Source organism: Krasilnikovia sp. MM14-A1259 (assembly GCF_047159535.1).
Lineage (GTDB): Bacteria > Actinomycetota > Actinomycetes > Mycobacteriales > Micromonosporaceae > Actinoplanes.
On record NZ_BAAGAJ010000004.1, the window covers coordinates 36,194 to 61,858 of the forward strand.

Sequence of the window (25,665 nt, forward strand, 5' to 3'; positions counted from 1 at the left end):
CGACCACGCACCGAACTGACGTACGTCCAACGAAGGAGGCGCCGACCATGACCAGTCCGCGGACCCCACGCCGCGGCGTCGCTCGGCTGCGGTGGCGCCGCGACGACGGCTCCGCCGCGCTGGAGACGGTCATCCTCGCCCCGCCGTTGTTGCTGTTCGTTGCCCTGGCCGCGATCGGGATGCGGGTCGAGGTCGCTGGCGGGTCGATCGAGGGCGCCGCACACGACGCCGCGCGAGCGGCGAGCATCGCCCGCGACAGCCGCGAGGCGTACGCCGACGCGATCACCACCGCCCGCCGCAGCCTCGGCGCGCAGGGCCTGAACTGCGCGGACCTCGACGTCGCCGTCGACACCTCCGGATTCTCCGCCCCGCCCGGCCGGGTCGGGGTCGTCAAGGTCAGCATCGGCTGCACCGTCACGTTCGCCGGCGTCACCGCCCCCGGTCTGCCCGGCTCCCGACGGATCAACGCCAACTTCACCAGCCCCGTCGACCCGTTCCGGGCCCGCTCATGAGCACCCACCTGCGCCGGTGCCGCGACGGCGACGAGGGACGCATCGCCCTGTTCGTCGTGATCATGGCATTCGTCGTCCTCGTCATGATCGGGCTGGCCGTGGACGGCGGCGGCAGGGTCCGCACGCTGCAGCGTGCGGACAACATCGCCGCCGAGGCCGCCCGCGCCGCCGGAGAGGCCATCGACCTCGACCAGGCCGCCACCGGCGGCCGCAAGGAAGTCGACCCGGACCGGGCCGTCGCCGCGGCCCGCCAGTACCTGGCCGCTGCCGGCGTCAGCGGCACCGTCACGCTCAGCGGCGACCGGCAGCACGTCAACGTCACCGTCACCGCCCAGTACAACCCCGTCATCCTCGACCTGATCGGCTACGGCCAGCTCACCGTCACCGGACACGGCAGCGCCCAGCTGCTGACCGGCTGACCCCAGGAGATCCCCATGGCACCACACCCCGTACGCCGGACCGGTCAGATCCTGACCGGTCTGACGGCGTTGCTGGCGCTGCTCGCCCTGCTGTTCGGCGCCCCGATCGCGTTGGCGCTGCTCGGCGGCAACCCGCTGCCCGACACCCTGCCCAGCTGGACGCAGATCAGCGACGCCCTGACGCGTCCCGACGACAGCGGCGCGCTGTTCATCGCCGCGGTGACCGTCGTCGGGTGGATCGCCTGGGTCGCGTTCGCCGTCCCGGTCATCGTCGAGGTCGTCTCCCGGGTCCGGGGGATCCGGACGCCGCGGCTGCCTGCGCTCAGCGGGATGCAGAGCATCGCGGCCGGCCTGGTCGCCGGCGTCAGCCTGCTGGTGGCCTCACCCGCCGTCGCCGTCGCGTCCAGCACACCGGCGCAGGCCAGCCCCGCCATCGCGCCCGCACACACCACGATCACGGCCCTCGCGTCGCCGGCGACCACCACGGTTACCGTCGCTAGCACGGCCGCCGCGACCGCGGCGAGCCATCACGCCGGCGCCGACACCGACGCCCCGGCCACCTACCGGGTCCACAAGGGTGACAACCTGTCCGCGATCAGCCAGCGGGTCCTGGGCGACGACACCCGATACACCGAGATCGCCCACCTCAACCCACACCTGATCAAAGACCCCGACCTGATCCACCCCGGGCAGCGGTTCGTCCTGCCCGACGACGCCCACGACCACGGCGCACGCCGCCACGCCACCGGCCACGTCACCGACCCGGAGGAAGCCGCCACGCCACCGGCGAGCATCCCGGCGCCGCAGCCCGCCGAGGCCGACCCGGCCCCCGCCGCGACCACCCCGCCGGCCCCGGCAACCACCGCGCCCACCCACGCCGCACCCACCGAGGCCGCGCCGGCGCCCGCCGCGCCGCACGCGAGCTCCGGCACGAGCACGCCGACCCGGCCGGCGAACCCGGCCGGCGCAGCCAGCGCCGCACCGGCGACGGCGCCCACCGCGGACGCCGACGACGCGGGCAGCGACGACGACGCCGTCGTCCCGGTCGCCGCCACGGTGGGCAGCCTCGGAGTCCTCGCCGCGCTGGCCCTGCTCGCCCTGCGCCGGCGCCGGGCCCGCCAGCAGCAGCACCGCCGGCCCCGCCGGCGCATCGCGCGGCCCGTCGACGGCAGCGCCGAGGCGAAGCTGCACGTCGCCGCGGTATCCATCGACTGGAGCCGGCTCGACGCCGCCCTGCGTACCCTGGCCGCCGGCCTGGCCGACCGCCCGGACGAGCAGTGGCCCGACGTGGTCGCCGCCTGGGTCGACGACGAGGCGATTCACCTGGTCCTCACCAAGGAATGCCCCGCCCCGCCGCAGCCCTGGATTAGCGACAGCCCCACCATCTGGACCCTGCCCGCACAGGCGGAGCTGCCCGACGGCAGCGAGCACCTGGCGCCGCTGCCGTCGCTGGTCACCGTCGGCTCGCAGCCGGGCCAGCACCTGCTGATCGATCTCGAGCGTCTCGGCATGGTCACCGTGACCGGCGACCCGGCCCGCGCACTGGACCTGGTCCGCTACATCGGCGGCGAACTGGCGCACAACCGCTGGTCCGACGAGGTGGACGTGGTCCTGGCCGGCTTCGACCCGGACGAGGCGGCGTGGCTGGCCAAACTCGACAGCCGCCGGATCACCACGGCCGACTCCATCGAGCAGGCCGTCGCCAGGCTGCGCCGGCGCCTGGCCGACACCCGCGACGCGCTGGCGGCCGCCGGCGCCGCCACCACCATGGTCGGCCGCGGCACCGAAACCGGCGAGGCGTGGCCACCGCAGGTGCTGCTCATCGCCAACCCCGGCGCCGAGCACCACGAGCTGCTCACCGAACTGGAGCAGGAGCTGGCCGACGCACCCTCCAGCGGGTACGCCGCCGTGGTCACCGGCGCCGAGCAGCCACCCGGCAGGTGGCCGCTCACCGTCGATGCCGACGGGCAGCTACGCGTCGCGTTCCTGACCGACGCCGCCCTGACCGCGTCGGCATTGCCGCCGGCGATGCTGCAGCCCCTCGCCGACCTGCTGGACACCGCCGAGGACACCGACGACCAGCCGACACCGCCGGCGGCCGACACCGAGGCATGGGCCGAGGGCACCGATGCCGCCGGCGGCCTGTACGAGCCCCCCGCCGAGCAGGACGTCGACGACGTCGCCGGTGGGATGGACGACATGTTCGGCACCGTCGACGACGGCGAAGAGCACGAACAGGACGACGGCTCCGACTTCGAGCCGGTCACCGCGGCGGGCCCCATCCCGGCACGGGCTGCCAGCGCCGTGACCTCGTGGCACCTGGCGAACACCGACGCGGCGCCACGCCCCCTGCGTCCGGCGCCGGCCTCGACCGACCCCGAGACCATGGAACGCCGCCGCCGGGAACGCGACGAGCGCGACCCGCACCTCGACGCCGACCTCGCCGCCTGGACCAGCGGCGACACCACACGGCCACGCATCAGCGTCCTCGGCCCGGTCCAGATCACCGGCGCCGGTCAGGAACCCAAGGAACGGCACCGCTTCTACGCCGAGTTCGTCGTCTACCTCGCCTCCCGCGGCGCGAAGGGCAGCACCGCGGCCCAGCTCGAAGACGCCATCTGGCGTGACCAGACCGCCAGCTCCCGCTCGCGGCGCTCGGCCATCTCCCACGCCCGCGCCTGGCTCGGCGAGACCCCCGACGGCGGGCTGTGGATGCCGCGGATGGCCGGCGCCCAGCCGTACCACCTGGTCGAGGGCTACCTGTTCGACTGGGTACTGTTCCGGCGGCTGCGCGCCCGCGGCGAGGCCCGCGACGCCGACGGCGCCGCCGACCTGCGGGCCGCGCTCGAACTGGTCCGCGGCGCGCCCTTCGCCGGCGTCGAGGACGGCTACCACACCCAGCGCACCCCGTACGCGTGGCTGCCCGACTCCGACGTCGCCCCGATGCACCTGGTCGCCGCGATCGTCGACACCGCCCACCAGCTCGTCGAGCTGTACCAGGCCGCCGGCGACCTGCCCGGCGCGCACTGGGCGGTCGAACAGGCCTGGCTCGCCGATCCCGAACGCCACGAGAGCCAGCCGTGGCGCGACGCCATGCGCCTCGCCCACGCCGAGGGCCGCGACAGCGAACTCGCCGCGCTGATCAACGACCTGATGCGCCACCGCGACGCCGAAGACGCGGAAGACCTCGACCCCACCACCTACAAACTGGTGCGCCGGCTCACCTTCCCGAGCACGCTCGCCAGCTGACCCGACCGGAACCGCCACCACGAAGAAGCGAGGCCCGCCATGATGCCGCTCTGGGTTCCGCTGCTGGTCATTGCGATCACCATGGTCGTGGGGGCCGTCGTCTACCACCGCGGCGTCTATGACGAGGTCGCGTCCTGTCTGAGCCTCATCGCGATGACCGGCCCTGCCATGGTGCTGCTGATGCGCCTACTGAAGCGCTTCCTGCCGGCGTCGCTGCAGGGGCCGCCCCCGATCAACGACTGGATACTCCTGCTGGCGCCGCTGACCATGATCCTGGTGCTGGTCGTCGTCGGGTTCGTCGGTGGTCGCCGGAAGCCCGCCCCGAGCCCGGAGCCCCAGACCACCTGCAGCCGCTGCAATGCCGGTCTGTTCGAGGACCACACCGGCCGCGGCCGGTACTACAGCGAGGACGCGAACCGCTACCTGTGCCCGAACGGCTCGACCGGCGATCGCCGGCATCACCCGGTCGCGCACCCAAGCCCGGCCGCGGGCGTCGCGGTATGAGCCGACAGCGAGCGGGCGCAGGCCCGCCCGGCCGCACCGTACTGCTGGACCACCGCTAGGACCCCGCCGGGTACGGGGCGTCGTACCCGGCGCGAGGCCATCAGCCCTCGGGCTGGCACCTGCGCGAGTCATCCCGGTTGGTTCTCCTCCGGCTATCGCGACCTGCCGTTTCTGTTGTTCAGGGCGGTGCACCGCCGTCGCCATCTATCGCAAAGCATGTTATGCTTTACGATAGATGGCCAGTTGTTGGCGGTGTCGGGGCGGTCGAGTCGTTCAGGGATGCGATCGCCTCCGGACAGCGCCCGCCGCTCCAGGAGGGACAACCATGTCGCGTTGCCAAGCCCGCGTCCGGCGCGAAAGCGACGTTCCGGAACCCGATCCCAGGCGGCGCACGCCGCCGCTGCCCGCCGACGCCGTGCGCCTGGACGACGACCAGGTGCTCAACGCCGAACAGCTCACCACCGGGGCGTTCGTGGCGCTCCGGACGGTCACGCCGGAGCCGACCGGCAGCGACGTGGACAGTGGCCTGGCCATCTCGCAGCGGCTGACCGGCCGCCGGGAGCTGCTGCCGGACCTGTTGTGGTGGCGCGAGACCGACGGCAGCTACCGGGCCGAGTTCCGGCCGGGCACGCCGACCGGCGACACCGTCACCGTGTCGCTGACCATCGTCAACAAGTACGAGCTGTACGACACCGTCGTCTCGTACGTGGTGCAGGCCCGGCTCCCGGTCCGCCGCCCGGATCAAGACGTCAGCGACTGGGCGAACGAGACGGTGCGGGACTTTCACGGCACTGGCCGGTCCTCCGGCGATGCCTGGTACGGCTTCACGATCGACGACAGCAGCGATCCGGAGCTGATCGGTTACACGCAGCGGGCCTGACCCCGCCCAGCGATCCGCGCCGCCGATGCGGCCCACAGACCAGCGGGGTTCCCCGGTATGGCAGCGCCGAGGAACCCCGCCTTCCCACCCGTCAACCCACCAAGAAGTGAGGCTGTGCATGTCCACCGAACCGACCACGACCGGCACACTGGCGACCGATCCGGTCGTCGACGCGGAACACGCCGAGGCGTACCGCAGCGCCGAGGACTACCACGCGGCGATCGCCGCAATCCGCTCGGCCGCCGCGGCGTACTACAACGGCACCGAGCTGGCCATGGACGACGCCGCCTACGACGCGCTGCTGGCCCGGGTCGCCGCGACCGAGGCGGCACACCCCGACTGGCAGCAGCCGGACTCGCCGACCAGCACGGTCGCCGCGGGCGTCGGCCGCGGCGGCGACGTCGAGCACAGCACGCCGATGCTGAGCCTGGACAACGTCTTCGACCCCGCCGAGCTGCGCGCCTGGGCGGCCCGGCTCGCCAGGACCCTCGGCCGGAGCGTCGACGGGTACACCGTCGAGCCGAAGATCGACGGGATGGCGATCGCCGCCCGCTACGTCGACGGACACCTGATGCAGGTCGCGACCCGCGGCGACGGCCGCACCGGCGAGGACGTCACCCTCCAGGCCCGCCGGGTCGCCGGACTGCCCGTCCAGCTCACCGAGCCGGTCACCGTCGAGATCCGCGGCGAGGTCTTCATGACCGACGCCGACTTCACCCGCGCCAACGAGCTGCGCGTCGCGCACGGCGGCCAGCCGTTCGCGAACCCGCGCAACGCCGCCGCCGGAACGCTGCGCGCCCAGGACCGCGCGTACGAGGCCCCGCTGTCGTTCTTCGCGTACGCCGCGCACGGGCTGCCCGGCGCTGCCGCGCAGCGGCACAGCGACGCGATGGCCGCGATCGCCCGGCTCGGGGTGGCCACCACCGGCCAGTCGGCCGCCGGGCTGCGCCGGTGCGCCAGCGCCGAGGAGGTCGTGGCCTTCGTCGGGCTGCTGGGCGACGGTCGCGGTGGTCTGGGATTCGCCGTCGACGGCGTGGTCGTCAAGGCCGACGAGGCCGCCGACCAGGCCGACGCCGGGTCGTCGAGCCGGGCGCCGCGCTGGGCGATCGCCTACAAGTTCCCCGCCGACACCCGCACCACCCGTCTGGCGGGCATCGAGGTCCAGGTCGGACGCACCGGCGTCATCACCCCGGTCGCCGTGCTCGACCCGGTCCAGGTCGGCGGCGTCGTGGTCACCTCCGCCACGCTGCACAACTTCGACGACCTGGTCCGTCGCGACGTCCGCGTGGGGGACACCGTCTTCGTGCGCCGCGCCGGAGAGGTCATCCCGGAGATCACCGGCGCGAAGCTCGACGAGCGGCCCGCCGACGCGCAGCCGTTCACCCCGCCGGTGCCCTGCCCGCGCTGCGGCGGCGACATCGACCGCAGTCAGAAGCGGTGGCGCTGCACCAGAGGACGCGCGTGCGGGGCCGCGGAGGCGCTGCACTACTTCGCCGCCCGCGACTCGATGGACATCGAGGGCCTCGGCGACAAGATCGTCAATGCGCTGGTCTCGCAGGGCCTGGTGACCGACCCGGCCGACCTGTACGACCTGGAACAGGTCACCCTCGCCCGGCTGGAGCGGATGGGCGCCACCTCCGCGGGCAAGCTGGTCGCCAACATCGCCGGATCGCGCAGCCAGCCGCTGTCGCGGGTCCTGACCGGCCTCGGCGTCCGGATGACCGGCCGGTCCATGTCGCGGCGTCTGGCCCGGCACTTCGGCACCATGCAGGCGCTGTGCGCGGCCACCGTCGAACAGTTGCAGAACGTGGAAGGCGTCGGCCCGGAACGGGCCGCCGTCATCGCCGCCGAGCTGGCCGAGCTGGCCCCGGTCATCGCCCGGCTCGCCGAGCGGGGCGTCGGCATCATGACCGAGCCCGGCACCCCGGCGGCCGGAGACAGCGGAGCCGACACCGCGGCGGTCACGCCGCCGCTGCGCGGCCCGGACGGGCCGCTGACCGTCGTGGTCACCGGCTCCGTACCCGGCCTGACCCGCACCGAGGGCAACGAGGCCGTGGAAACCCTCGGCGGAAAGTCGTCCGGCTCGGTCTCCACGCGCACCGACCTCGTCGTCATCGGCCCCGGCGCCGGTTCCAAGGCGCAGAAGGCCGAAGAACTGGGACTGCGCACGATGCCCGCAGAGACGTTCGCGCAGCTGCTGGCCGCGTACACCGCAGGCGACCAGGCCGCGATCGACACGCTCCTGAAGTAGCCGTCAGCGCGGCACAACGACCGAGGCCCGTCGGCTGGAGAGGAACGCCGGCGGGCCTCGACACCGGCCACCGCCGTCGCCCAGCGAACGGCCGCACCCACGTCAACGCGCGGCCGGCGGTGGGCGAGCCGTCGCCACGAAGGCCCGAGGGGATCGCTGAGGATGTACGGCGGCGGGTGGTGCACACCCCGCCCGCGAATTAGGCCGAGATCTTGTCGCCTAGCGGCCGGGTGTCGAAAAGGCCGCACAGGTGTGCCGGGCCGGATGCTGCCGGACCCGCGAGGCCAGATAGTCAGGGTCGGGGTCAGCCACGCTCGGCTTCAGGACACCGCCCGGCAGCGGCGGCACCGGACCGGGCGGCCGGGCAGCGCCCGGTCGGCATCCCTCCGCCATGGCCGACAACCCCCGCTCGATCATCGGGGCGAGCACGGTGAGGGCTTCTGTCGGCGCTGCGGCGGCGATGGCGCGTTCGTGCAGGATGCCGAGCAGCCGCCGGGCCTCGGCGCAGCTATCCCGGTGGTAGATCGCCACGGATCGCAGCGCTGTAGCGTGCGCGAGCCGGAGGAGGTCTTGTGCGAGGTCGCGGGCCTGCTCGGCGTACCGCGTGCACACCTGGACCGCCTCGACGTGGCCGTCCCACACCGCCAGGTCCGCGCGGATCGCGAACAGCGCGGTCCGGCATGGATCGCCGGCTGGCAAGTTGAAGGCGTCCGCCGCAGCGGACGCCTCACCAAGTGCCAGCCGGGCGTCGGCGATCCGGCCCTGGCGCTGATGGGTCTCCGTCAGCAGGAGGTGCCGGTCGACCCTGGCGGCCGGGGTGATGCCGTTGTCGGTGAGATCACGGCGGACCAGGTCGCCGGCCTGCGGGTTGCCGGCCAGGATGGCTACACGTAGGTGGCTGAGGTCGTCAGCGGTCACGCGGCTGAACCTCCTGGAGTCAGGGTTTGACCGCGCGGAAGCGGCGCCCGCGGTTGTTGACGAGGAAGTGTGCCCGGCGGCCCTGCTGAAGCTGGTCATCGCGCCGCAGGCCGCTGACCCGGACCAAGATCGTCCGGGGGATGCCGTTGCCGAGGCTGTCGAGGAGATGGCCGTCGAGGTGGCACCAGCCAGCCTGTGCCGGGCGGTCGAGCACCTTGTGTAACCGGAACCGGAAGGTCGAGCCGGTCTTCCCTGTTGCGGGCGGGCCGACGATCAGCACGTTTCCCGGGTGCAGGTCGCTACGTCGCATCGCCGCCGCTTCTCTCGAGTACATATGGGCGGATGCGGGCGGCCGGGTTGTCGCCGTCGACCCAGGACCGGGCATCGGAGAGCCATGCCCGGTAGTGGTGGCCGAGCTGCGTGGCGAACCGGGTTGTGTCACAGGGATCGTCGCGGCCGCAGGACGCGCAGCAGCCGACACCGTCGGGGTGGTGGACGGTAAGCGTCTGCTCGGCTTCCCGGATGCGCAGCTCAGCGAAGGCGCGCATGTCTTCTGTGCCCGAGCGGTAGGTGCTCATCGCCGTTCCCCCGCGGCCGGCAGGTCGCGGACCTGGTCGCGGTCGGGAGTCCGCGGCCGTACGGGAAGGCGTGCGCCAGGTCGGGGCTGCGCGCCGTCCATCGGGTCGTCCTCGGTCCGTGGCGCGAGATGGGCGGCGGTCACGGTGTCGACCGCCGTTCCCCGGTGCTCGGTGGGCCGGTAGGTGACCATCGCCGCCATGGGGGTGGCCGAGTCGATGCGTCCCGGCCGCCACAGGCTGCCGCCGCGGTGCACCCAGACCCGGGCGCCCTGGCCGTAGCTGTCGGCCGGAGGAACGTCATCCCGGTTGTCCGGGTGGATCGTGGGCACCGGCATCCTCACGCCCCCCGTCCGTCAGCGGCGCCCAACAGGAATGCCAAGCGGCGAGCCGCGCACCCAGTCGGGGCGCGCCACACGCCGCCACATCGGCGACAGCGAGGAACATCCGGCCGCGGCTGATGCAGCACGATGACGCGGCGCAGGGCGGCATCGATTTCTTCGGGGTCGCTCAGCAGCACCATGTGCGGCTCCTCCCCGGTCGTGGGATTCAGAGGGCCCGGGAGTGCGGGCGGGAGGACGGGGGGCCTCAGCGCACCGCAACTCCCGGGCCGGGTTGGCCCGCGGCCCCGGGGGCGCCGGGTGTGTATCGCCGCGGACCTTTCCCGCGGCTGACGGATCTTGATCACAACCTGCTGCGCCGTCGACCGCTCTGCGTAGCATCCCAGAGGAACAGGCGCGGTGCAATGTTTCACGAAGCCTCTTGCTTCGCGAAAAAGGCGTAGAGCCTCTCGCGTTGGAGAGGCCTAGTGCGCTGCGATGTTTCGTCGTGAAACACTGAACGCGGAGGTACGAGCATGCCCGTTTCCGGACCCACCGTTGTGCGTCGCCAGCTCGGCCGCCGTCTTCAGCGGCTCCGCGAGGCCGCCGGCAAGACAGCCGTGCAGGTCGAAGAGGCGCGCCTGGCTTCGCGCACCAAGGTATGGCGCATCGAGGCCGGCAAGGTGCCGGTTCGGGTGCCCGATGTGTGGGCCCTCTGCCGGTTCTACGAGGCCGCCGCCGACCAGACCGAGGCGCTCGCGACTCTCGCCGTGGGCACGTCCGAGCAAGGCTGGTGGGAGGAATACGGCGAGCTCGTCCCCGACTGGTTCAAGCTCTATGTCGGTCTCGAAACTGCGGCCAGCCGCATCCAGACCTTCGAGGACGGCGTCGTCCCCGGCGAGCTGCAAACCGCCGAGTACGCCCGGGCGGTCTACCGCGCGGCCCAACCGGAAGACGACCAGGACGCGATCGACCGGCACATCAGGCTGCGTCTCGATCGCCAGAAGGCGCTATTTAGCCGGACCCCGTCACCCGAGCTGGTGATAGTCCTCGGCGAGAGCGTCCTCAGACGCCGGGTCGGCGGCAAAGCCGGACAGGCTGCACAGCTGGCGCACCTTCGCGAGCTCGATCAGCGCGACAACACCGAAATTCGGTTCCTGCCGTACGACATTGGCGCTCACGCTGCCATGACCGGCGCATTTCGGATCATCGACTTCGACGATCACGAGGACCCCGACGTGGTGTACCTGGAGGCCCAGGTCGGAGCCCGCTATCTGGAGAAGCCGGCCGAGCTCGCCGAGTACCGCCGCGTGTTTGACCTGGTCTACAAGCATGCAGTACCGATCGGAGAGTACAAGCCATGACCACCACACCGTGGATCAAAGCCCGAAAGTCCGGGGGCAACGGCGGCAGCTGTGTGGAGATGCGCCGCCACGACAGCATGATCGAGGTACGCGACAGCAAGGACAACGGAGCCGGCCCCATACTCCGATTCACCGCGGCAGAGCTCGACGCGTGGCTAGACGGAGCCCGCAACGGAGAGTTCGACCACCTTCTCCACTGATCTGACTCCTAGACGATCGACGGGCCGCTCCCCTCTCGGGTTGCGGCCCGACTGCTGGACGTACTGGCACCAAGGGGCGGCTCCCCTCTCGTTCTTCGCGGGTCAAACGCGGAGCCGCTTCTCAGATGTTCGGCACCGATAGGTCGGCAGCGGCGTGCGCGACGCGGCACAGCGGGCCCTGGACGGTCTACAGGCCCCACGGGTGGCGGGCGAGTACGAGTCCGTCGACGCTTGCCGCGCCCGAGTCGAGGAACCGCCGGCCGACGGCGTGCAGCTGTGCGCCGGTGGTGAAGATGTCGTCGACCAGCAGGATCCGGGCGCCCCGCAACGCCGGGCCGGAGTCGGGGGCGGCGCTGAGCTGCAGCACCCGGGCGTGCTCAAAGGCCGCGTCGAGCTTGGCCTGCCAGCCTTTGCCGGCCGAGGGCGGGGTCTCGACCGGCTTGACCAGCGCCACCGGGTAGATCGGCCACCGGCCGTGGATGTCCTCGGTCTTGGCGGCCTGCAGCATCGACTCGATGTGCCGGTAGGGCTGCCGGTTGATGTGGCTGGGGTTGGCCACGATGTGGGTGAAGGTGGCGGCCGCCGTGGCGTGGCGGTCGAGCCAGCCCAGCACCAGCCGGCCGAAGATGGCGCCCCACCCGATGACCCCGTCGTACTTGTACTGGCGCACCTTCTCGCGCAGCGGTGACGAGTCGACGGAGATGGCGGCCACGCTGGTGAATCCCCGCTGCCCGGCCGGCATGGTGCAGATCCGGTTGCGGCAGCCGCCGGCGTCGACCTGTTGAGCGCAGGTCGGACAACGCCGCCCGGTCAGCGGCGGGACGGTGCTCAGGGCACAGTCGATACAGATGTCCGAGGCGCCCTGGGCGTAGTAGGGGCAGGTGGGGCAGTTCGGAAATCCCAAGGGTTTGCCGGTCGCGGCCGGGAAGGTCATCGCAGCGCCGGCCAGGCGTGCGCGAGCTCGTGCCGCAGGCCGGCGGCCGCGCGTACGGCGTCGGCGGCCGCGACCCGGTCGAGGACGTCATCGACGTCGCTGACCTCGACCACGGCCAGCGGCAGGCGCCGCTCGTCGACAGGCTCGGTGCCGAGCTCGAGCTGCTCGGGCTGCTGCATCTGGGCGCGGGCCTCGTCGACCATCGCGCGGGCCCAGGGCTGGGCGGCGGCCAGCGACCGCAGCAGGAACACCGTTTTGGCGTGCCGGCGCGCGGCCTGCGCCTGCATCTTGGCCCCGGACGTCTCGGATGCCTCGACGACCACAGTGCCCTGGGTGAAGCCGCTCATGGTGATGTTGCGGGCCGGGAACCTCCACCGGTCCGGCGGATCGGTCGGCCAGAACTGCGAGATGACCGCGCCACCGCCGGAGACGATGCGCTCGGCCAACGCCGCGTTCTCCGGCGGGTAGATGCGCGCGGCGATGCCGGTGCCGATGACGGCCACCGTGCGGTGGCCTCGCTCGATGGTGGCCGTGTGCGCGGCGGTGTCGATGCCCCGGGCCAGCCCGGACACTACGACGACGCCGTCGTCGCTGAGCCCCCGCGCCATCCTCTTGGCCCGGGCCAAGCCGTCCTGGGTGGCGCGACGCGTACCGACCACAGCGATCGACCGGGCGTCCGCCGGCTGCAGAGCCCCACGGTGGAACAGGAACGGCGGGGCGTCCGGAACCATCCGTAGATTGGCCGGGTAGTCGTCGTCCAGGACGGTCGTCAGCTCGGCGTCGACCGCCGCGGCGGCGTCCAGCTGCTCACCGACGAAATCCTGCGCCCGCTGGCACGCGGCCGGGTCGTTCAGCGCCCACTCCAGGACCCGGCGGGCCTTGGTGGCCTTGGGCGACTGTTCCGGCACCTCGCCCGCGTACCACCGATCGAGGGCGTCCGGGGTCTGGGCGGTGCGGGCGAGCAGGTTCCCGTCGATGCGGCCGTACTCGCCATGGTGGACCGCGCACAACACCAGCAGCCGCTCGCGATCGACGCTAGCGACCTGCGGCGGTGTGGGCACGTCCGCCAGCTGCGACAACCACGTCGTCTCCGACTGCCCTTCCGTGTAGAGGACGACGAAGCTCATGCCCGGCTTCCAGCCCGACGGGCCGGGATCGTCGGCGGTGGGATGCCAGGACTTGGCCTGAAACACCGTGATCTCGTCGCCGGTGACGACGGCGTCGACGCCGCTATCGGGATGACTCATGACGACCTCGTCCCGCTGGCGGGGCTCCGCTGCTGCTCGAGACGGTCGAGCACGTACCGCACACTGCTCTTGGACCAGGACCCGCGACCGGACAGCGTCGGCACCTTCTCCTCGTCCAGCGTGCCGGCGATGACCGCCAGCGACAAGCCCTGCTCGCGCAGCTCGTCAATGCGCTGAGCAGACGTCGGCAACCCCACGCGCGGCCGGCCCAGCCGCACGCCCTTCTGCCGGGCAGCGGCCATGCCCGCCGCCACCTCGGGGCGCTGCGGTGGGGAGTTGATCGTCATACCCGCAATCGTACAGAAAAAGGTCCAGAAAAGTGCATCCGCCTCCTGCAGTAGCCCGCCGAGGGCGTACTTCAGCATCGCGCTCGACTGCGCGCCGGCCGCTGCTGCGAGGTCTGGCTCATGTCGATCAGCACTTCACGGGCGGCCTGGCAGTCCCCGACGGCGCGATGGCCGCCGCCGAGCGGGAGCCACCGGCGCGAGCCGGCCCAGTCGGAGCGGGCCTGCATGACGCACGCCCACCGATCGGCGTCAGCGAGGTGGCCGGCCTTGCGACCGGCTCGCTCGGTGTCGCGCAGCACGACGCCCTGGTCGTAGTCGGCGTTGTACGCCAAGACCTGCTTGCCTTTGGTGACCCGTTTGAGCCGGGGCAGCACCTTGTCCCAGGTCGGGGCGTTGGCGACGTCCGCGTCGCTGATCCCGTGGATCGCCTGCGCCCCCGGCTCGATCGGGCAGCCGGGATTGACCAGGGTGTCGAGCAGGGTTCGGCCGGTCGCGGCGTCGATCACCGCGATCTCCACGATCGCTCCGAACAGGTCGGTGGTCTCGGTGTCGCAGATGACCGCAGCGCCGGCGGCGAGCATGGCGGTGGCCCAGCGGATCGCGCCGCCGCGCTCGGTGCCCACCTGCAGGTCCTTGCGGTACTGGGCGGTGACCGGGTCCTCGGCAATTGCCGCGGTGATCTGCTTCGCGGTCGGCCCGCCGAGCTCGTCGACCGTCCAGTCCAGCTCCCACTCGTGACCGTTGAACCACACGTACACGTCGGTGCGGAACCTCGTTCCCAGGTCACGGGCGAGCCGGTGAATGATGCGGGCCCGCGACGGCGGTTTCGCGACAAACTCCCGTAGCCGCGACGTCCGGCCCTTGGCGACCTCGCGGACGCGGCGCCAATCGACGCCGGGGATATGCAGTACGTCGTCGAGGTCGCCGGCCCGGTACAACGGCACGGTCACCATGCTGGACCGGCCGACCGGCATCTTCCGGAACCGTGCGGCGTCCAGCCAGCCGGCCGCGATGACATAGTCGAAGTCGGTGCGGCGGATCTCCAGATACTCGGCGGCCTGATTCGGGCCCAGCAGCCGGCCCGCCATGAACTGCTCGTCAGCGGCGAGCCGGTCCAGATCCGCGATCGCGTACCGGTCCTGCCGGCCCGGCCGCACGCCGGCGGCCGCAGCCGCGCTCGCCAGATCCTCGGTGTGCCAGCCCAGCCGGCGGGCCGCGTCGAACGCGTCCAGACTGCCGGCCATCCACGCCCTGTGGTCAGCCACCGCCACGGCGAGATCCGGCCCGCCCACCAGCGCCACCAGGTCGCCCACCCGATACAGCGGATGCCCCTTGTACGTGTCGACGGCGGCGACCAGGCCCTGCTCGGCCAGGTCCTCGATGTCGTCCGGGCCGATCGGCAGTCCGCTGCGGACCGCGAGCCGCTCGGCGCAGCGCAGCGCACCCCACCGGCAGTCCGCGTCGAGCGCGTCGACTAGCTCGTCACCAACGGCGATCGTGGCGGCCAGAGCAGCTGACCAGCGGGTGCCGTCGACGTCGGCGGCCGGCAGCAGCTGCTTCGCCACCGCGCGCTGCACGTCCCAGCGGGACAGGCCGATCCGGGCGGCCAGCTCGTCGACGTCGTAGCCGCCCACCGCCGTCTCCGCCGTCTCCGTGCTCACCGGCCGCGCCGCCGCACATCACGGCGGCCGCCGGCGGGCAGTTCCCGCGCCGGCACGCCGATGCTCGAGTCCGCCCACACCGGACCGGCAGCGGGCGCGCCCGGCCAGCACCCGTCCGGCAGCCGCACCACCGCGTACTGGTGCGAGAACCCCTCGGCCCGGACCCGCACCCCGCCGGCCTGCACCTCGGCGCCGGCGGCGGTCAGGAACGCCAGCAGCGCCCGGGCCTCGTCCAGGTCGCCCTGTAACCGAATCTCCAACATGATGCTCACCATAAGGAAGCTGTCATGCAACTGTCAAACGATGTTTTCGCAGTTCAGAGCATATGTAACGGCGGAAAGTAATATCACTATCCGCCAACTGAGTGGGTCTCAACGGCGCGGAACATGGCGCTGCGTAGCACCTGACCGGTGGTGGTGATCTGTGCGGCCCACCGGTCGCGTTTGTCGAGTTCCTCGATGGTGGGCCGGAGCTCGGACCAGCCGCGGCGGCCGCCGTGCAGGTCGCCGCGCCAGTGATCGCCGTGCGCGTCGTACCACTTCTGCAGCGCCCGGACCGCGGGCGCTGATGACCACCAGCAGGCACGCACGAGCAGCTCGGCGACATCGTCGGGTAGCTGCAACACGACCAGGCCCTCGTAGCCGGCATCGCCTGCACCCCACGGCCGGCCCCGGCGAGCGCCTGGCGGCAACGGCCGCCACCGCCGGTCCAGCCAGCCCCGCTCGAACAACATTTCGGACAACGCCGGCAGCACCCAGGCGCCGCGGGCGCCCCGCAGCACCCCGGCCTCGCGCAGCCGCGCGTGCTCACCGGCCAAGGTCCGCCGCGCGGCCGCCAGCCGGGCGGTCGGCCAGTCCTCGGCCTCGGCGAGGTCGTCGAGCTGGCGGCGGTGGAGCTGCCACCAGTCGGCCTCCACCGCCGCGGCGATCGCCACCCGCGCCGCCACCGCCTCCGCCAAATCCGGATCGCACCGCACCGAGAACGTCCTCACGCTGACATGATGGCAGTTCAGACCATAAGACCCGGCATGAAGCAGTACGACTTTCCGCCGTGCCGGTGCGGGGGCCGCAGCGGTTATGCTGACTATTAGTACACATGTTCGTCATCTCTTCCCCGGTGGCGTACCTCCGCGGACCGACCCCGGGGAAGGAGCGAACGAGATGGCGAGCGCTGAGCGATCGTGGACCGGTGCCGCACGGATCACCGGTCCTGCGGACGTCGCGCGGGTGATCGAGCAGGTCAACGCCGCCGGTCTCGGCCGCGACCGCACCGCCGCGTTGGCGCGTAGCGTCGCCACGGCCGACGAGGTCCAGCTCACTGGTCCGAACGTGGCGCGCACCTTGCCGGTGCTGCCCGAGCTCGCCGACCTGTTTCCCGCCGGGCTGCGTCGTGGCAGCGTCATCACCTCGACCGGCAGCACGTCGCTGCTGCTGGCGCTGATCGCCCCGGTCGTCGCGGCCGGATCGTGGGCCGCGGTGGCCGGCATGCCCAGCCTGGGCCTGCTGGCCGCGATCACCGACTACCGCATCGACGGCAGCAGACTCGCGCTGGTTCCCGAACCGGGCCCGGACTGGCCCACCGTCGTCGCGGCGCTGCTCGACGGCGTCGACCTGGTAGTCGCCGCGGCCCCGGGCGGCCCGCCCGCCGATCGCGTGGTGCGGTCGCTGGCCGCCCGGGCCCGCCAGCGCGGCAGCGTCCTGGTAATGGTCACCGACACGGCCTGGCCGGGCACCGACCTTGCCCTGCAGCTGATCGACCGGCACTGGACCGGCCTCGGCGCTGGCCGCGGCCGGCTGCGCCACCAGCAGATCACCGTCCGCGCCACCGGCCGGGGAAACGCAGCCCGAGCCCGGACCACGACGGTCACGCTGCCGCCGCCGTCGCTCGCTGCCGACCCTGCTGGCCCGGCAGTCGATGCCCAGCCTCCAGCCCCGACCGCGCTGCCGGCAGGGCCGTCCACTCCGGTGCGGCAGGACCTGGCCGAGGCGGTCGACGTCGCGCACCTTCGACCCGTCCCGCCTCCGGTCGATCCGTGGAAGTCGCTGGTGAAGCAGGTGCCGTCATCGCGGCCAGCCCGGCGGCCCGACCGACGGTCGTGACCGGCGCTCACCGGCGCAGCACCTCGGTCGCGGAGGCAAGCACCGCGGCCGCCGTACCGATTCCGACCGCCCACACCGGGCTGTGCGCGGCTACCAGGCCCGCCCCGCCAGCCACACCGGCAGCGGCTGCCCATCCCCACCAGCGCCGTACCGACCGCGGACGATCTGACGTGCGTTCCCTGCTCATGACCTGGTTCCTTCCGACGACGTGCCGCTCGGGTCGAGCGGCGACATCACCAGGGGACCAGGCCGCCAGACGCGGATCCTGTCCGAGCTCGCGGGGCTCCAATGTGCGGCGAGCCGACGCCGACCCGGTACGTTCGGCCGATGCCGCGCAAAACCAGCAGCCCCGCCGACGAGGACCTGCTGGCCGCCGCCCGAGCCCAGGGCGCCGTCGTGTCCGCGACCCAGCTCGAGCGCTGGCGCAGCGCCGTGCTGCTGCCGCGCAACGTGACCCGCTCGCTCGGCCGCGGCCGCGGCAGCACCTCCATCGCCCCGGACGGTGCGCTGGAGCTGGTGGTGTGGCTGGCCGAGCACGCCCGGCCCGGCCGCCGACCCCATGACCTCGCTGTGCACGCCTTCGGAGACGGCTTCGCCGTTCCTGAAACCACCGTCCGCGCGGCATGGCGCGCCGCCGTGCAACGGGTCGTGCTTCCTGGAGAACGCGACGCACCCCGGCCGGCCGGCGACGCCGACGACCGCGCCGACTGGGCGTGGAGCGTGGCCGAACGCGCGACGGCCGACGCCGCCTCGGTCGTGTTACCGCGCCGGATGCGCCGCATCGACAAGCGGATCACCGCCGCCGGCGTGTCCTGGGCCCCGCCCGACCTGGCCCAGTTCGACCGCGGCCCCGCCAGCACCGAGCCGGTCACCGCCAAGGACTTCGCCACCTTCGCCGTCGCCGGCGTGCTCGCCGGCGTCTCCGAGCTGTCCGGTCCTGCGATGGCCCCGCACGTGCGGGCGCTGCTGCCCGCCGGCGCGGTCAGCCCGATCGCGTCGTGGCTGGAGTATCCCGAGGAGCCCGGCACCGACCCGGCGGAGATCAACGACGGCGCCGGGACGAGCCTGCTGCCGGCCGGCGACGTCCGCGAAGACCTGCTGCGCACCATCGACGCCGCGACGCCGGAGCAGCTACGGGCCGCCTGGCGCGCCGCGGCAGACATGCGCGAATGGGCGCTGGCCCAGTGCGCCGCCGTGGAGGCCGAGCTGGACAGCGGTGACCTCGGCGACGCGACGGTCGCGTGGATGATGAGCTCCGCCCTTGGGCTGCCGCGACTGCTCATCCGCGATGTGCTGCGCGACCGCCGCCCCTCGCTCAGCACCAGGGTCAGCACCGCCGTCATGCTGCTGTCCCTCGGCGCCGGCATGGACCGGCTCCGCGAGCTGGTGCCCGACGGCCAGTTCGAGCTGCTGCCCCAGATCCTGCCGCCCTTCCTACACGGCCTGGCCGGGGTGCCGCTCCCCGCATCGCCGGCTTGACCGGCCGACCGAATGACTCGAGCCGGAAGGCAGACTTCAGCGATGACCAGTGGCAGCGAGGAGCCCGAGCACCTGCTCGTTGCGCAGGACGTCTTTGCCGGCGAGCGGTTCTGGGCCGCGCTCGATCGCCTCGCCGGCCGGCGTGGGCACGACGAGCATCCCCGCATCCTGGTCGGTCTTGTCGATCCCACTAACCGCTACGAGCTGCGGTGCGTGCAGTGCGAGCGTCCGATCGCCACGATGGAGGTCCGCCGGGACGCCGAGGCCGGCTGACCCGATCCGCCGGACTCGCCCCGCCGGATCAGCGGTGCACGTAGCGGGAGTACCTGCCCGTGGCGAACTCGAGCTGCAGGTCGAAGTGGTTGCCCGGTACCCATTCGCCGTCGCGCTCGCCACGGACCGGCGGCGACCAGTCCACTCCGATGGCGCCGTCGAAAACAATCTGCTGGTCGCCGTGATCGGAACCGGGTTCGTCGGCGAGCCAGGCGAGCACGGGCATGTCGGCGGCCAGATCCTCCAGCGCGGCGAGCAGGGCGGCGACGGTGATCGGCTCGGCCTCGTGCTGGAACTCGTCGCCACGGCTCGACCGACCGAATGGGCCCCGAATCCGCCGCTGGTAGGTGCCGGTCGGGAAGTCGAGCAGCAGAACGAGCCGGTTCTTGCCCTCGTCGGCGACCACCGGCGAGGCACTGAGGAAGGTGCCCTTGACGATCTGAGTCTCGCCCTCGACCTCGCCGCCGGGCTCCTCAGCGGTGATCGCCCACACGGGCATATCGGCCGGCGGAGGCAGCAGTGCCGTACGGAGATCGCCGACGGTCCAGGCGGTCACGGTGTGCTCGAACTCGATCTCCACCTCTTCGTCGCGGCCGCCGGTCGGGGCGCGGCCGACCTCGCGCTGCGTGGACTCCGGAGCCGGCGGCCGGCCGGCGCGGCGCGCGGCCGCGGCCAGCTCCGCCAGTCCCGGCCAGCGGCTACGGGCACCCTGGCGGGTGATGCCGGCCGCGGCGCCGAGCTCGGTGTACGACGCTCCCAGCTGGGCCGCGGCGGCGGCCTCGGTCTTCGCCCAATCCTCGGCGATCGCGGCGGCCGCCATCGCAGCGGCGACATCGGCCAGGTGAGCGCGCTTGGCTTCGGCACCGCTCCGGAGAGCGGCCACGTCACCGCGGTCGCGCACCTGCAGGATCTGGGCGGCGGCAGCACCGAAGACGTCGACCAGTTGGATCTTCAGCGCTGCGTGCTGCTCGGGCGTAAGCACCCTCTGCCCCTTTCGACAAGAAGTGTTGTCACCCACCCTGGTAGGTGACAACACTTCTTGTCAAGATCCGCTCAGTCGCCTGGCGCCCAGTTCGTCCGGGTGACCGACCGTCTTACCACTGAGCCGGTCGCCCCAGGGACCTTCCCCGCCAGGTAGTAGGCCATGCGCCGGGTCCACTGCTCGTCTTCCGACGGGGCGCCGGTCCACTCGTTCATGAGGCCGCTGTCGTCGCTGCGCGGCCACTGAACCCGCGGCGCCCACTCCGTCGCCGGCTCGGCACGGTCCGGGTCTTCGAGAGGTGGCATCGGCGTCACGACGTCTCCGGCCGGGTGCGAAGCAGGGTGTCGTACTGGCTGACGGACGGTGGGCCGGGTCGGGTATCGGGGGGCAGCGCGGCGATTCGGTTGGCGCGGAGGCGGTCGGCGTAGATGCGGTACGCCTTGCGGTCGGCGGAGGTGGCGCTGTCGGCGCCGAGCGCGGCCGCGGCCGTCAGCAGCTCCTGGTGGACCTCGGGCAGGGCGGTGACGTGCAGGCTGTAGCCCTGGCCGCGGCGCACGGTGCGGCCGAGGCGCAGAACGTCGCGCTGCGTCTCGCTCAGGTCGTCGACGCCGGCGAGGTGATCGGCGACCTTGCCGGGGATCTCCACCCGCACCGGCGCGACGGCGGCGGCCGGGGGCCGCTCGGGCTGGCCGGGCATCAGGTCGGCGATCGCGGTCCGGATCGCGCCGCGGCTGACCCGGTGCTCGCGGGCCAGGGCGGCGATGCTGGCCCCGCCCTCGCGGTAGGCGCGGCGGATCTGCTCGGTCGCGCCGAGCTCGGCGATCCGGGGCCGGCGGCCGGAGGTCTTGCCCTCGGACCAGGCGGCGGCCAGGCCGTCGCGGGTGTTCTCGTTCTGCAGGTCGCGCTGGAACTGCCCGACCGAGACGACGACGTTGACCAGCATGGTGGTGGTCGCGTCGCCGGCGGCCAGGTCGACGAGGTTGCTCAGGGCGCCGGAGAGCACCCGCAGCCGGATCCCGTGTTCCTGGCACCAGGCGCGCACGGCGATGATGTCGGCCAGGTCCCGGCACAGTCGGTACAGCTCGGAGACGGTCAGCCGGTCGCCCTTGCGGGCGAAGCCGGCCAGCTTCATGAACCCGGCCCGCTCGAGCGCCGGGATCTTGGAGGAGGTGGCGGGGTCGCTGAACAGCCGCACCCCGTCGGCGCCGTCGACCAGCCCGGCCTCGCGGAGCAGGTACGTCTGGCGCAGAGTGCTCTGCTCGTCGGTGGAGACCCGCGTGTAGACCAGATCCGCCATGCCACCCCGTCCTTCGATCCGTTCCAGCGCCGGATCAAGGTCTACCTGTCATCAAAGGCTGTCGTCAACTTTGAACGGCTCGGATTGGATTGCGGGATCCTCGGGCCATGGTCGGAGGCCGGGTCGCGGAATGGATCCGGTGCCTGTCGGCAAAGGGTCATTTGACGACAGCAACGGATCGGCCCGCGCGGGGCGAAGGCGGTTGCTCGCCATGACTGAACGCGCCCGGCAACCCAGAGAGCGCCTTTCGCCTGGTCACGCCGTGCGCCGACCGGTAAGCTTGGGAGCAGCTAAGGGAAGAGGTGGATCATGGCCCGCACGATGGCAGTTGCTCGGCCAGTGTCGGCTGAGGTCGACGAGCGCCTGGCGTTCGCGGACGCGGCGCTTGCCCTCGCCGGCCACGAGGTCACCGACCCCGCCCTGCGCGAGATCGTCGAGCGTGCAGCACACCAAGAGCTGACGGGGGATGACGCAATCGCCGCGATTCGTCGCCACGTACAGGGTTAAATGCCCCGTTCTCACATCTTTCGTACCTGGGATGACTACTTCATCCCAGGTACGTCTGTATTGAGGAACAAATTCACGCTGCCGGGCAGCCCTCACGGCGAACCAGACCCTCAGAAGCTGCAGGCGATGGAGGAGGCCGCCTCCGCTGTGCGGTTGCTCGAGCTAGCTGCGAACCCGATCAACGGCCAGTTCGACTACGACCACATGAAGGCCATCCACCGCCACCTGTTCCAAGACGTCTACGCGTGGGCCGGCCAGGAGCGCGTCGCGCCAGTAGATCAGTGGATGCTCAAGGAAGGGCACCGCTACTACCAGGCAGGCCAGGTTCTAACAGACGCGGCCGAGAGGGAGTACGCGAAGCTCGCCGCCAAGAACTTGCTGCGCGGCTTGGACCTGACGGCGTTCGTCGAGGCTCTCGCAGAGAGCTGGGGTGAGCTGAACGTGATCCACAGCTTCCGTGAGGGCAACACGCGCACGCAGTTCGTCTTCTTCTCCCAGCTCGCAGAACAAGCCGGCTACCGAATCGACGCGACGCAGTTCGCGCCCGGTGCACCGCTGCGCGACGAGTTCGTGCAGGCGCGCTTCCACAGCCAGGACTACGGCCGAAATGACCAGCTGGCGCAGGTCCTCCGAAAGGCCGTAGTGCCTTCTGGATGAGGCCAGCCGATGGCGGTCTCACCCGGATGGGTGAGGGGACTTCGGCTGGTGGCGCGTTGCGTTCTTGGTGGAGACGGCTAGCCTGGTGATTAGGAAGCCACGGCTTCCGACCCAGCCTTGGGCCCCGCCGCGTGCGGGGCCTTCGTGCGTTCGGGGGCCGATCACGGGTACCAGCAATGCCGGTGGACGACCTTCGGCTCGACCCGGGCCCACAGCTGGGCGTTGGCGCGGGACGCGCGCTCGTCCGTCTCGGTGTGGGACTGCCGCCGCCGGTAGAGGAAGACGACCAAGTCGATGGCCTGCACCAGGCGCGACGCCGAGGACGGCGCGAAGTGCATGGTGTCGACGATGTGGGTGAGTCGCCGGCTGCGGTAGCCGGCGGTGCCGCGCCGTAGGTAGCGCTGCAGGTCAGCACGGTGCTTCGACTGCTCACCCACCTCGTCGGCGATCACCAGCACGTGCTTGCCACGGTTGCTGGCGTACTCGTCGACGCGTTCCAACAGATGCTGCAATACGACCTGGTGGGGCGGATCTGGGGAGACGTACCGGCTCCGCTGGCCAGCGACATTCATGCCGCGCAACACCAGCCCGGTGCAGTGCTCACCGATCGCGGCGAACGCCTCGTTGTAGACGCCGATCCGGGCGCGGACCGGAACGCCCTTCCACCAGCCGGTGCCGTTGAACAGCTCGTAGCCGTGCAACTCGGCGACCTCCGGCACCCCGAAGCCCTTGACCGCCTTATCTACCGCGGCGTCCAGCGCGGAGGTGATGGCCTGGGCGCCCGGCCCGTCGCAGAGCATCGCCGCCATGTAGTACCAGTCCCGGCTGTACGACTCGTCGACGTAGGCCAGCAGCACAGCGGAAGGCTACCCAAACAGCGGCCATCCGCGACCCGCCGTGACCACGAACGGGTGACAGGCGGGGGCTCACCGCTCGACAGGCTGATCTGGTTTGAGGCGCATTCCCTCGCCGGCCAGCAAGCCGATCGCGTCGTGCCACCAGGCCGCCTCGGCGCCTACGTACAGACACGGCACCGCGGCGGACAGGCCACGCATCGCGTCGAGTTCCACGCCGGGGACGCGCAGACGTACCCGGCGGCCGTCGGAGAACGGCACGTCCCAGGCGAAGCGGCCGTCCTGGTCCGCCTCCGGCACCCGGACCGGGTCACCGTCGATGCCGGCCTCCCGGTACCGGATCGGCACCTGCTCCAGCTCGACCGCGCGCTCGCGGACGGCGGCGAGGAACGGCTCCAGCGCCGCGGCGGCAAGGTCCTCGCGAGCGTCGGGAACGGGCTGCGTGCCGGGGTTGATGATCATGGCATCACCGTACGGCTGACGGCAGCACTCCCGCGCCCCCGCGGTGAAGCAGCTCCGCGGTGGTCCAGGTCGTACGCCATCCATGCCAAAAGTGTCGACTGTATCGACATGTCGAACGAGTCGACACTACGGTGAGGGAGTGACGACGTTCGACCCCCGTACCGCCGCGCTCGCTGATCTCCGCGAGTGGGCGCAGAACCAGGCCACCGCCCGGCAGCGACTCCTCGCCGCGGCCTGGCGCGCCGGCGTCCGCAACGTCGCCGAGCTGTCTCGTACGGCCGGCGTCAGTCGCGACACCGTCTACGAGGACCTGCGCCGGGAGAGCATCGACCCCACGAAACGGAGCACCATGCCCACCATCACCGCCCTGTCTCGCCGCGCCCAGGTCCGTGAGCACCTGAGCCGGATCATCGCGGCCGCGCCCCTGCGCGCTTCTCGCGATGACCATGTCGACCTGGCCGTCTACGACCGCCAGGTCCAGCAGCTCGAAATCCTGTGGCTTCTTTTCGGCCGCGACGAGGTCGCTGAGTTTTACAGCTCCTGGCTGAGCGACGAAATCGCCGAGCAGGCCAAGACCGCCATCGGGCTGACGTCCTGGTCGGACGCCCCGATGAGCACCGCCCCGATCCCGCGGTGGAACCGGGACCGCCACGGCTTCCTCTGCGTGGGCTGCGGCGACTCCTTCTGGCACCTCGCCAGTCTCAACGTGTCGCTGGACCGCTGGTGCAAGAGCTGCGCGCGCGACCTGGAGGAACTGCAGCCCAGCGAGGTCTGGGAGCCGCGGCGGCCCGACATCCACGGCAACCTCGAGTTCCCCGGCCTGCTGCCCGACGAGCCCCGCGACAACATGCTCCACGTGCAGGTCACCGCCGGTCCGCCGATGGACCTGGTCCTGGGCGAAGCCAACGCTTTCCTGCTCGCCGAGGGCTGGATGGGTCTGACCGCCGACGAGAACCGCCAGCTCGGCGGCCCCTTCGATGCTGCGACCATGGACGCCACCGGCACGGCCGCTCCGGCCGGCGGCCCCGAATTCATGTGGACCGCGTCGTTCGTCTACGACCGCTCACCCCAGGGCTGGCACAAGACGGCGTACGGGTTCAGGCTCGTCACCGGCACGCTCAGCTCCGCCGCCGGGGTCCAGAGCTTCGACGACGCGTTCCAGATGCTCGACACCATCGCGCTCAGCGCCAAGAGAGACCAGCGATGAGAACGATCCTGCTCGCCGCGCTGCCGGTGACTGCGATGACGCTCATCTTCGGGTTCGTCGTGCTCTGCGACCGGCTGCGCGAGCCGCACCGCGACCCGACCCGGCCGATGGCCGTCGTCGACGCCCGCACCTACCGCGACGCCCAGCGGCGCATCGAGCGACTGATCGAGGCGGGCGACACGATGCGAGCCCGCCACCTGATGCACGCCATCTGCCTCTGGCTGCGCGACGAGGTCCACACCGGCCGCCAATCGCGGCGGGCCAACCGCGCGGCTGATCTGGAGCAGTGGGAGCTGCGACTGGAGCAGATCCCGCTGCCGATCGGCTGACCGGCGGAAGCCGTCGGCGGAGACGCCGCCTGCCGTTCTTGCGATCGGTGGCTCCGGGCGGCCCCACTATCGGGCCACGACGTAGGGCCGCCCACCTCAGCGAAAGAGGTTGCGCTCATCATGACCGAGGACTCCCTGACGGCACGCTGAATGCGCCGAGATTGCCCGCTCGGGCTCCCCTTTCCCGAGTGGCGGCAC

Annotated in this window: 30 protein-coding genes; 15 read left to right on the forward strand and 15 right to left on the reverse strand. The window is 71.9% G+C overall.

The window, feature by feature from the left end:
* Positions 1-47 precede the first annotated feature (47 nt).
* The 6 genes from ACMCNK_RS36065 to ligA all read left to right on the forward strand — a co-directional run bounded on the left by ACMCNK_RS36065 (position 48) and on the right by ligA (position 7,815).
* The gene (locus ACMCNK_RS36065; RefSeq protein ID WP_412741191.1) at positions 48-512 is read left to right on the forward strand and encodes a TadE/TadG family type IV pilus assembly protein; all 465 of its coding nucleotides are present in this window, start codon (positions 48-50) and stop codon (positions 510-512) included.
* Positions 509-931 (forward strand): pilus assembly protein TadG-related protein, encoded by a 423-nt coding sequence (locus ACMCNK_RS36070; RefSeq protein ID WP_412741192.1) that lies wholly within the window; start codon positions 509-511, stop codon positions 929-931. The genes ACMCNK_RS36065 and ACMCNK_RS36070 overlap by 4 nt, the downstream gene beginning before the upstream one ends.
* A gap of 15 nt (positions 932-946) precedes the next feature.
* The gene (locus ACMCNK_RS36075) at positions 947-4,180 is read left to right on the forward strand and encodes a LysM peptidoglycan-binding domain-containing protein (RefSeq protein WP_412741193.1); all 3,234 of its coding nucleotides are present in this window, start codon (positions 947-949) and stop codon (positions 4,178-4,180) included.
* Between the two features lie 39 nt (positions 4,181-4,219).
* Entirely contained in the window at positions 4,220-4,684 is a 465-nt protein-coding gene (locus tag ACMCNK_RS36080; RefSeq protein WP_412741194.1) for a hypothetical protein, read from the forward strand.
* A gap of 325 nt (positions 4,685-5,009) precedes the next feature.
* A complete protein-coding gene (locus ACMCNK_RS36085; protein WP_412741195.1) occupies positions 5,010-5,564 on the forward strand; it encodes a hypothetical protein in 555 nt (184 codons plus the stop codon).
* A 118-nt stretch (positions 5,565-5,682) separates the two neighbouring features.
* Entirely contained in the window at positions 5,683-7,815 is a 2,133-nt protein-coding gene (gene ligA, locus ACMCNK_RS36090) for an NAD-dependent DNA ligase LigA (RefSeq protein WP_412741196.1), read from the forward strand.
* A 219-nt stretch (positions 7,816-8,034) separates the two neighbouring features.
* Here ligA and ACMCNK_RS36095 read toward each other — a convergent pair whose 3' ends face one another.
* From ACMCNK_RS36095 to ACMCNK_RS36110, 4 genes are read right to left on the reverse strand one after another with little or no spacing between them, the layout of a single operon-like run.
* On the reverse strand, positions 8,035-8,733 hold the full coding sequence (locus tag ACMCNK_RS36095; RefSeq protein ID WP_412741197.1) for a hypothetical protein: 699 nt from the start codon (positions 8,731-8,733) through the stop codon (positions 8,035-8,037).
* Between the two features lie 19 nt (positions 8,734-8,752).
* Complete coding sequence (locus ACMCNK_RS36100; RefSeq protein ID WP_412741198.1) at positions 8,753-9,013, reverse strand: hypothetical protein; 261 nt, start codon at positions 9,011-9,013, stop codon at positions 8,753-8,755.
* Between the two features lie 19 nt (positions 9,014-9,032).
* Positions 9,033-9,311 carry a hypothetical protein gene (locus ACMCNK_RS36105; RefSeq protein WP_412741199.1) on the reverse strand — a complete coding sequence of 93 codons (279 nt, stop codon included), beginning with the start codon at positions 9,309-9,311 and terminating at the stop codon, positions 9,033-9,035.
* Positions 9,308-9,652 (reverse strand): hypothetical protein, encoded by a 345-nt coding sequence (locus ACMCNK_RS36110; RefSeq protein ID WP_412741200.1) that lies wholly within the window; start codon positions 9,650-9,652, stop codon positions 9,308-9,310. Before ACMCNK_RS36110 ends, ACMCNK_RS36105 begins: the two co-directional genes overlap by 4 nt.
* A 512-nt stretch (positions 9,653-10,164) precedes the next feature.
* Between ACMCNK_RS36110 and ACMCNK_RS36115 the strand changes: the two genes are divergently transcribed.
* Together ACMCNK_RS36115 and ACMCNK_RS36120 are read left to right on the forward strand one after the other, a co-directional pair.
* Positions 10,165-10,992, forward strand: coding sequence for a helix-turn-helix domain-containing protein (locus tag ACMCNK_RS36115; RefSeq protein ID WP_412741201.1), 828 nt, complete (start codon positions 10,165-10,167; stop codon positions 10,990-10,992).
* Complete coding sequence (locus ACMCNK_RS36120) at positions 10,989-11,192, forward strand: DUF397 domain-containing protein (protein ID WP_412741202.1); 204 nt, start codon at positions 10,989-10,991, stop codon at positions 11,190-11,192. Before ACMCNK_RS36115 ends, ACMCNK_RS36120 begins: the two co-directional genes overlap by 4 nt.
* A 187-nt stretch (positions 11,193-11,379) precedes the next feature.
* Here ACMCNK_RS36120 and ACMCNK_RS36125 read toward each other — a convergent pair whose 3' ends face one another.
* The 6 genes from ACMCNK_RS36125 to ACMCNK_RS36150 all read right to left on the reverse strand — a co-directional run bounded on the left by ACMCNK_RS36125 (position 11,380) and on the right by ACMCNK_RS36150 (position 16,312).
* Entirely contained in the window at positions 11,380-12,126 is a 747-nt protein-coding gene (locus tag ACMCNK_RS36125) for a ComF family protein (protein ID WP_412741203.1), read from the reverse strand.
* The gene (locus ACMCNK_RS36130; RefSeq protein ID WP_412741204.1) at positions 12,123-13,373 is read right to left on the reverse strand and encodes a DNA-processing protein DprA; all 1,251 of its coding nucleotides are present in this window, start codon (positions 13,371-13,373) and stop codon (positions 12,123-12,125) included. Before ACMCNK_RS36130 ends, ACMCNK_RS36125 begins: the two co-directional genes overlap by 4 nt.
* Positions 13,370-13,660: a hypothetical protein gene (locus ACMCNK_RS36135; protein WP_412741205.1), complete on the reverse strand. Its 291-nt coding sequence runs from the start codon at positions 13,658-13,660 to the stop codon at positions 13,370-13,372. Before ACMCNK_RS36135 ends, ACMCNK_RS36130 begins: the two co-directional genes overlap by 4 nt.
* A 71-nt stretch (positions 13,661-13,731) precedes the next feature.
* Positions 13,732-15,321 carry an exonuclease domain-containing protein gene (locus tag ACMCNK_RS36140; protein WP_412741206.1) on the reverse strand — a complete coding sequence of 530 codons (1,590 nt, stop codon included), beginning with the start codon at positions 15,319-15,321 and terminating at the stop codon, positions 13,732-13,734.
* Positions 15,318-15,584 carry a hypothetical protein gene (locus tag ACMCNK_RS36145; protein ID WP_412741207.1) on the reverse strand — a complete coding sequence of 89 codons (267 nt, stop codon included), beginning with the start codon at positions 15,582-15,584 and terminating at the stop codon, positions 15,318-15,320. The genes ACMCNK_RS36140 and ACMCNK_RS36145 overlap by 4 nt, the downstream gene beginning before the upstream one ends.
* A gap of 86 nt (positions 15,585-15,670) precedes the next feature.
* Positions 15,671-16,312 (reverse strand): hypothetical protein, encoded by a 642-nt coding sequence (locus tag ACMCNK_RS36150; protein ID WP_412741208.1) that lies wholly within the window; start codon positions 16,310-16,312, stop codon positions 15,671-15,673.
* 169 nt (positions 16,313-16,481) lie between these two features.
* Here ACMCNK_RS36150 and ACMCNK_RS36155 point away from each other — a divergent pair, with 169 nt between their 5' ends.
* On the forward strand, positions 16,482-17,420 hold the full coding sequence (locus ACMCNK_RS36155) for a hypothetical protein (RefSeq protein WP_412741209.1): 939 nt from the start codon (positions 16,482-16,484) through the stop codon (positions 17,418-17,420).
* A 7-nt stretch (positions 17,421-17,427) separates the two neighbouring features.
* Here the strand turns inward: ACMCNK_RS36155 and ACMCNK_RS36160 are convergent, their stop codons facing one another.
* The gene (locus tag ACMCNK_RS36160; protein WP_412741210.1) at positions 17,428-17,607 is read right to left on the reverse strand and encodes a hypothetical protein; all 180 of its coding nucleotides are present in this window, start codon (positions 17,605-17,607) and stop codon (positions 17,428-17,430) included.
* 140 nt (positions 17,608-17,747) lie between these two features.
* Between ACMCNK_RS36160 and ACMCNK_RS36165 the strand changes: the two genes are divergently transcribed.
* Together ACMCNK_RS36165 and ACMCNK_RS36170 are read left to right on the forward strand one after the other, a co-directional pair.
* Entirely contained in the window at positions 17,748-18,899 is a 1,152-nt protein-coding gene (locus tag ACMCNK_RS36165) for a hypothetical protein (RefSeq protein ID WP_412741211.1), read from the forward strand.
* Between the two features lie 42 nt (positions 18,900-18,941).
* Entirely contained in the window at positions 18,942-19,172 is a 231-nt protein-coding gene (locus tag ACMCNK_RS36170; RefSeq protein ID WP_412741212.1) for a hypothetical protein, read from the forward strand.
* 28 nt (positions 19,173-19,200) lie between these two features.
* Here ACMCNK_RS36170 and ACMCNK_RS36175 read toward each other — a convergent pair whose 3' ends face one another.
* Positions 19,201-20,154 carry a DUF6225 family protein gene (locus ACMCNK_RS36175; protein ID WP_412741213.1) on the reverse strand — a complete coding sequence of 318 codons (954 nt, stop codon included), beginning with the start codon at positions 20,152-20,154 and terminating at the stop codon, positions 19,201-19,203.
* Positions 20,155-20,464: 310 nt separating this feature from the next.
* Complete coding sequence (locus tag ACMCNK_RS36180; RefSeq protein ID WP_412741214.1) at positions 20,465-21,451, reverse strand: recombinase family protein; 987 nt, start codon at positions 21,449-21,451, stop codon at positions 20,465-20,467.
* Between the two features lie 309 nt (positions 21,452-21,760).
* Here ACMCNK_RS36180 and ACMCNK_RS36185 point away from each other — a divergent pair, with 309 nt between their 5' ends.
* Together ACMCNK_RS36185 and ACMCNK_RS36190 are read left to right on the forward strand one after the other, a co-directional pair.
* Complete coding sequence (locus tag ACMCNK_RS36185) at positions 21,761-21,958, forward strand: hypothetical protein (RefSeq protein ID WP_412741215.1); 198 nt, start codon at positions 21,761-21,763, stop codon at positions 21,956-21,958.
* Between the two features lie 126 nt (positions 21,959-22,084).
* Positions 22,085-22,615: a Fic/DOC family protein gene (locus ACMCNK_RS36190; protein ID WP_412741216.1), complete on the forward strand. Its 531-nt coding sequence runs from the start codon at positions 22,085-22,087 to the stop codon at positions 22,613-22,615.
* A gap of 161 nt (positions 22,616-22,776) precedes the next feature.
* On the opposite strand, the gene ACMCNK_RS36195 is transcribed toward ACMCNK_RS36190, so the two are convergent.
* Together ACMCNK_RS36195 and ACMCNK_RS36200 are read right to left on the reverse strand one after the other, a co-directional pair.
* Entirely contained in the window at positions 22,777-23,472 is a 696-nt protein-coding gene (locus tag ACMCNK_RS36195) for a DUF3800 domain-containing protein (protein ID WP_412741217.1), read from the reverse strand.
* 69 nt (positions 23,473-23,541) lie between these two features.
* Positions 23,542-23,931 (reverse strand): hypothetical protein, encoded by a 390-nt coding sequence (locus ACMCNK_RS36200; RefSeq protein ID WP_412741218.1) that lies wholly within the window; start codon positions 23,929-23,931, stop codon positions 23,542-23,544.
* 139 nt (positions 23,932-24,070) lie between these two features.
* Between ACMCNK_RS36200 and ACMCNK_RS36205 the strand changes: the two genes are divergently transcribed.
* Positions 24,071-25,138: a hypothetical protein gene (locus ACMCNK_RS36205; protein WP_412741219.1), complete on the forward strand. Its 1,068-nt coding sequence runs from the start codon at positions 24,071-24,073 to the stop codon at positions 25,136-25,138.
* Entirely contained in the window at positions 25,135-25,467 is a 333-nt protein-coding gene (locus ACMCNK_RS36210) for a hypothetical protein (protein WP_412741220.1), read from the forward strand. Before ACMCNK_RS36205 ends, ACMCNK_RS36210 begins: the two co-directional genes overlap by 4 nt.
* The last annotated feature ends 198 nt before the right edge of the window (positions 25,468-25,665 follow it).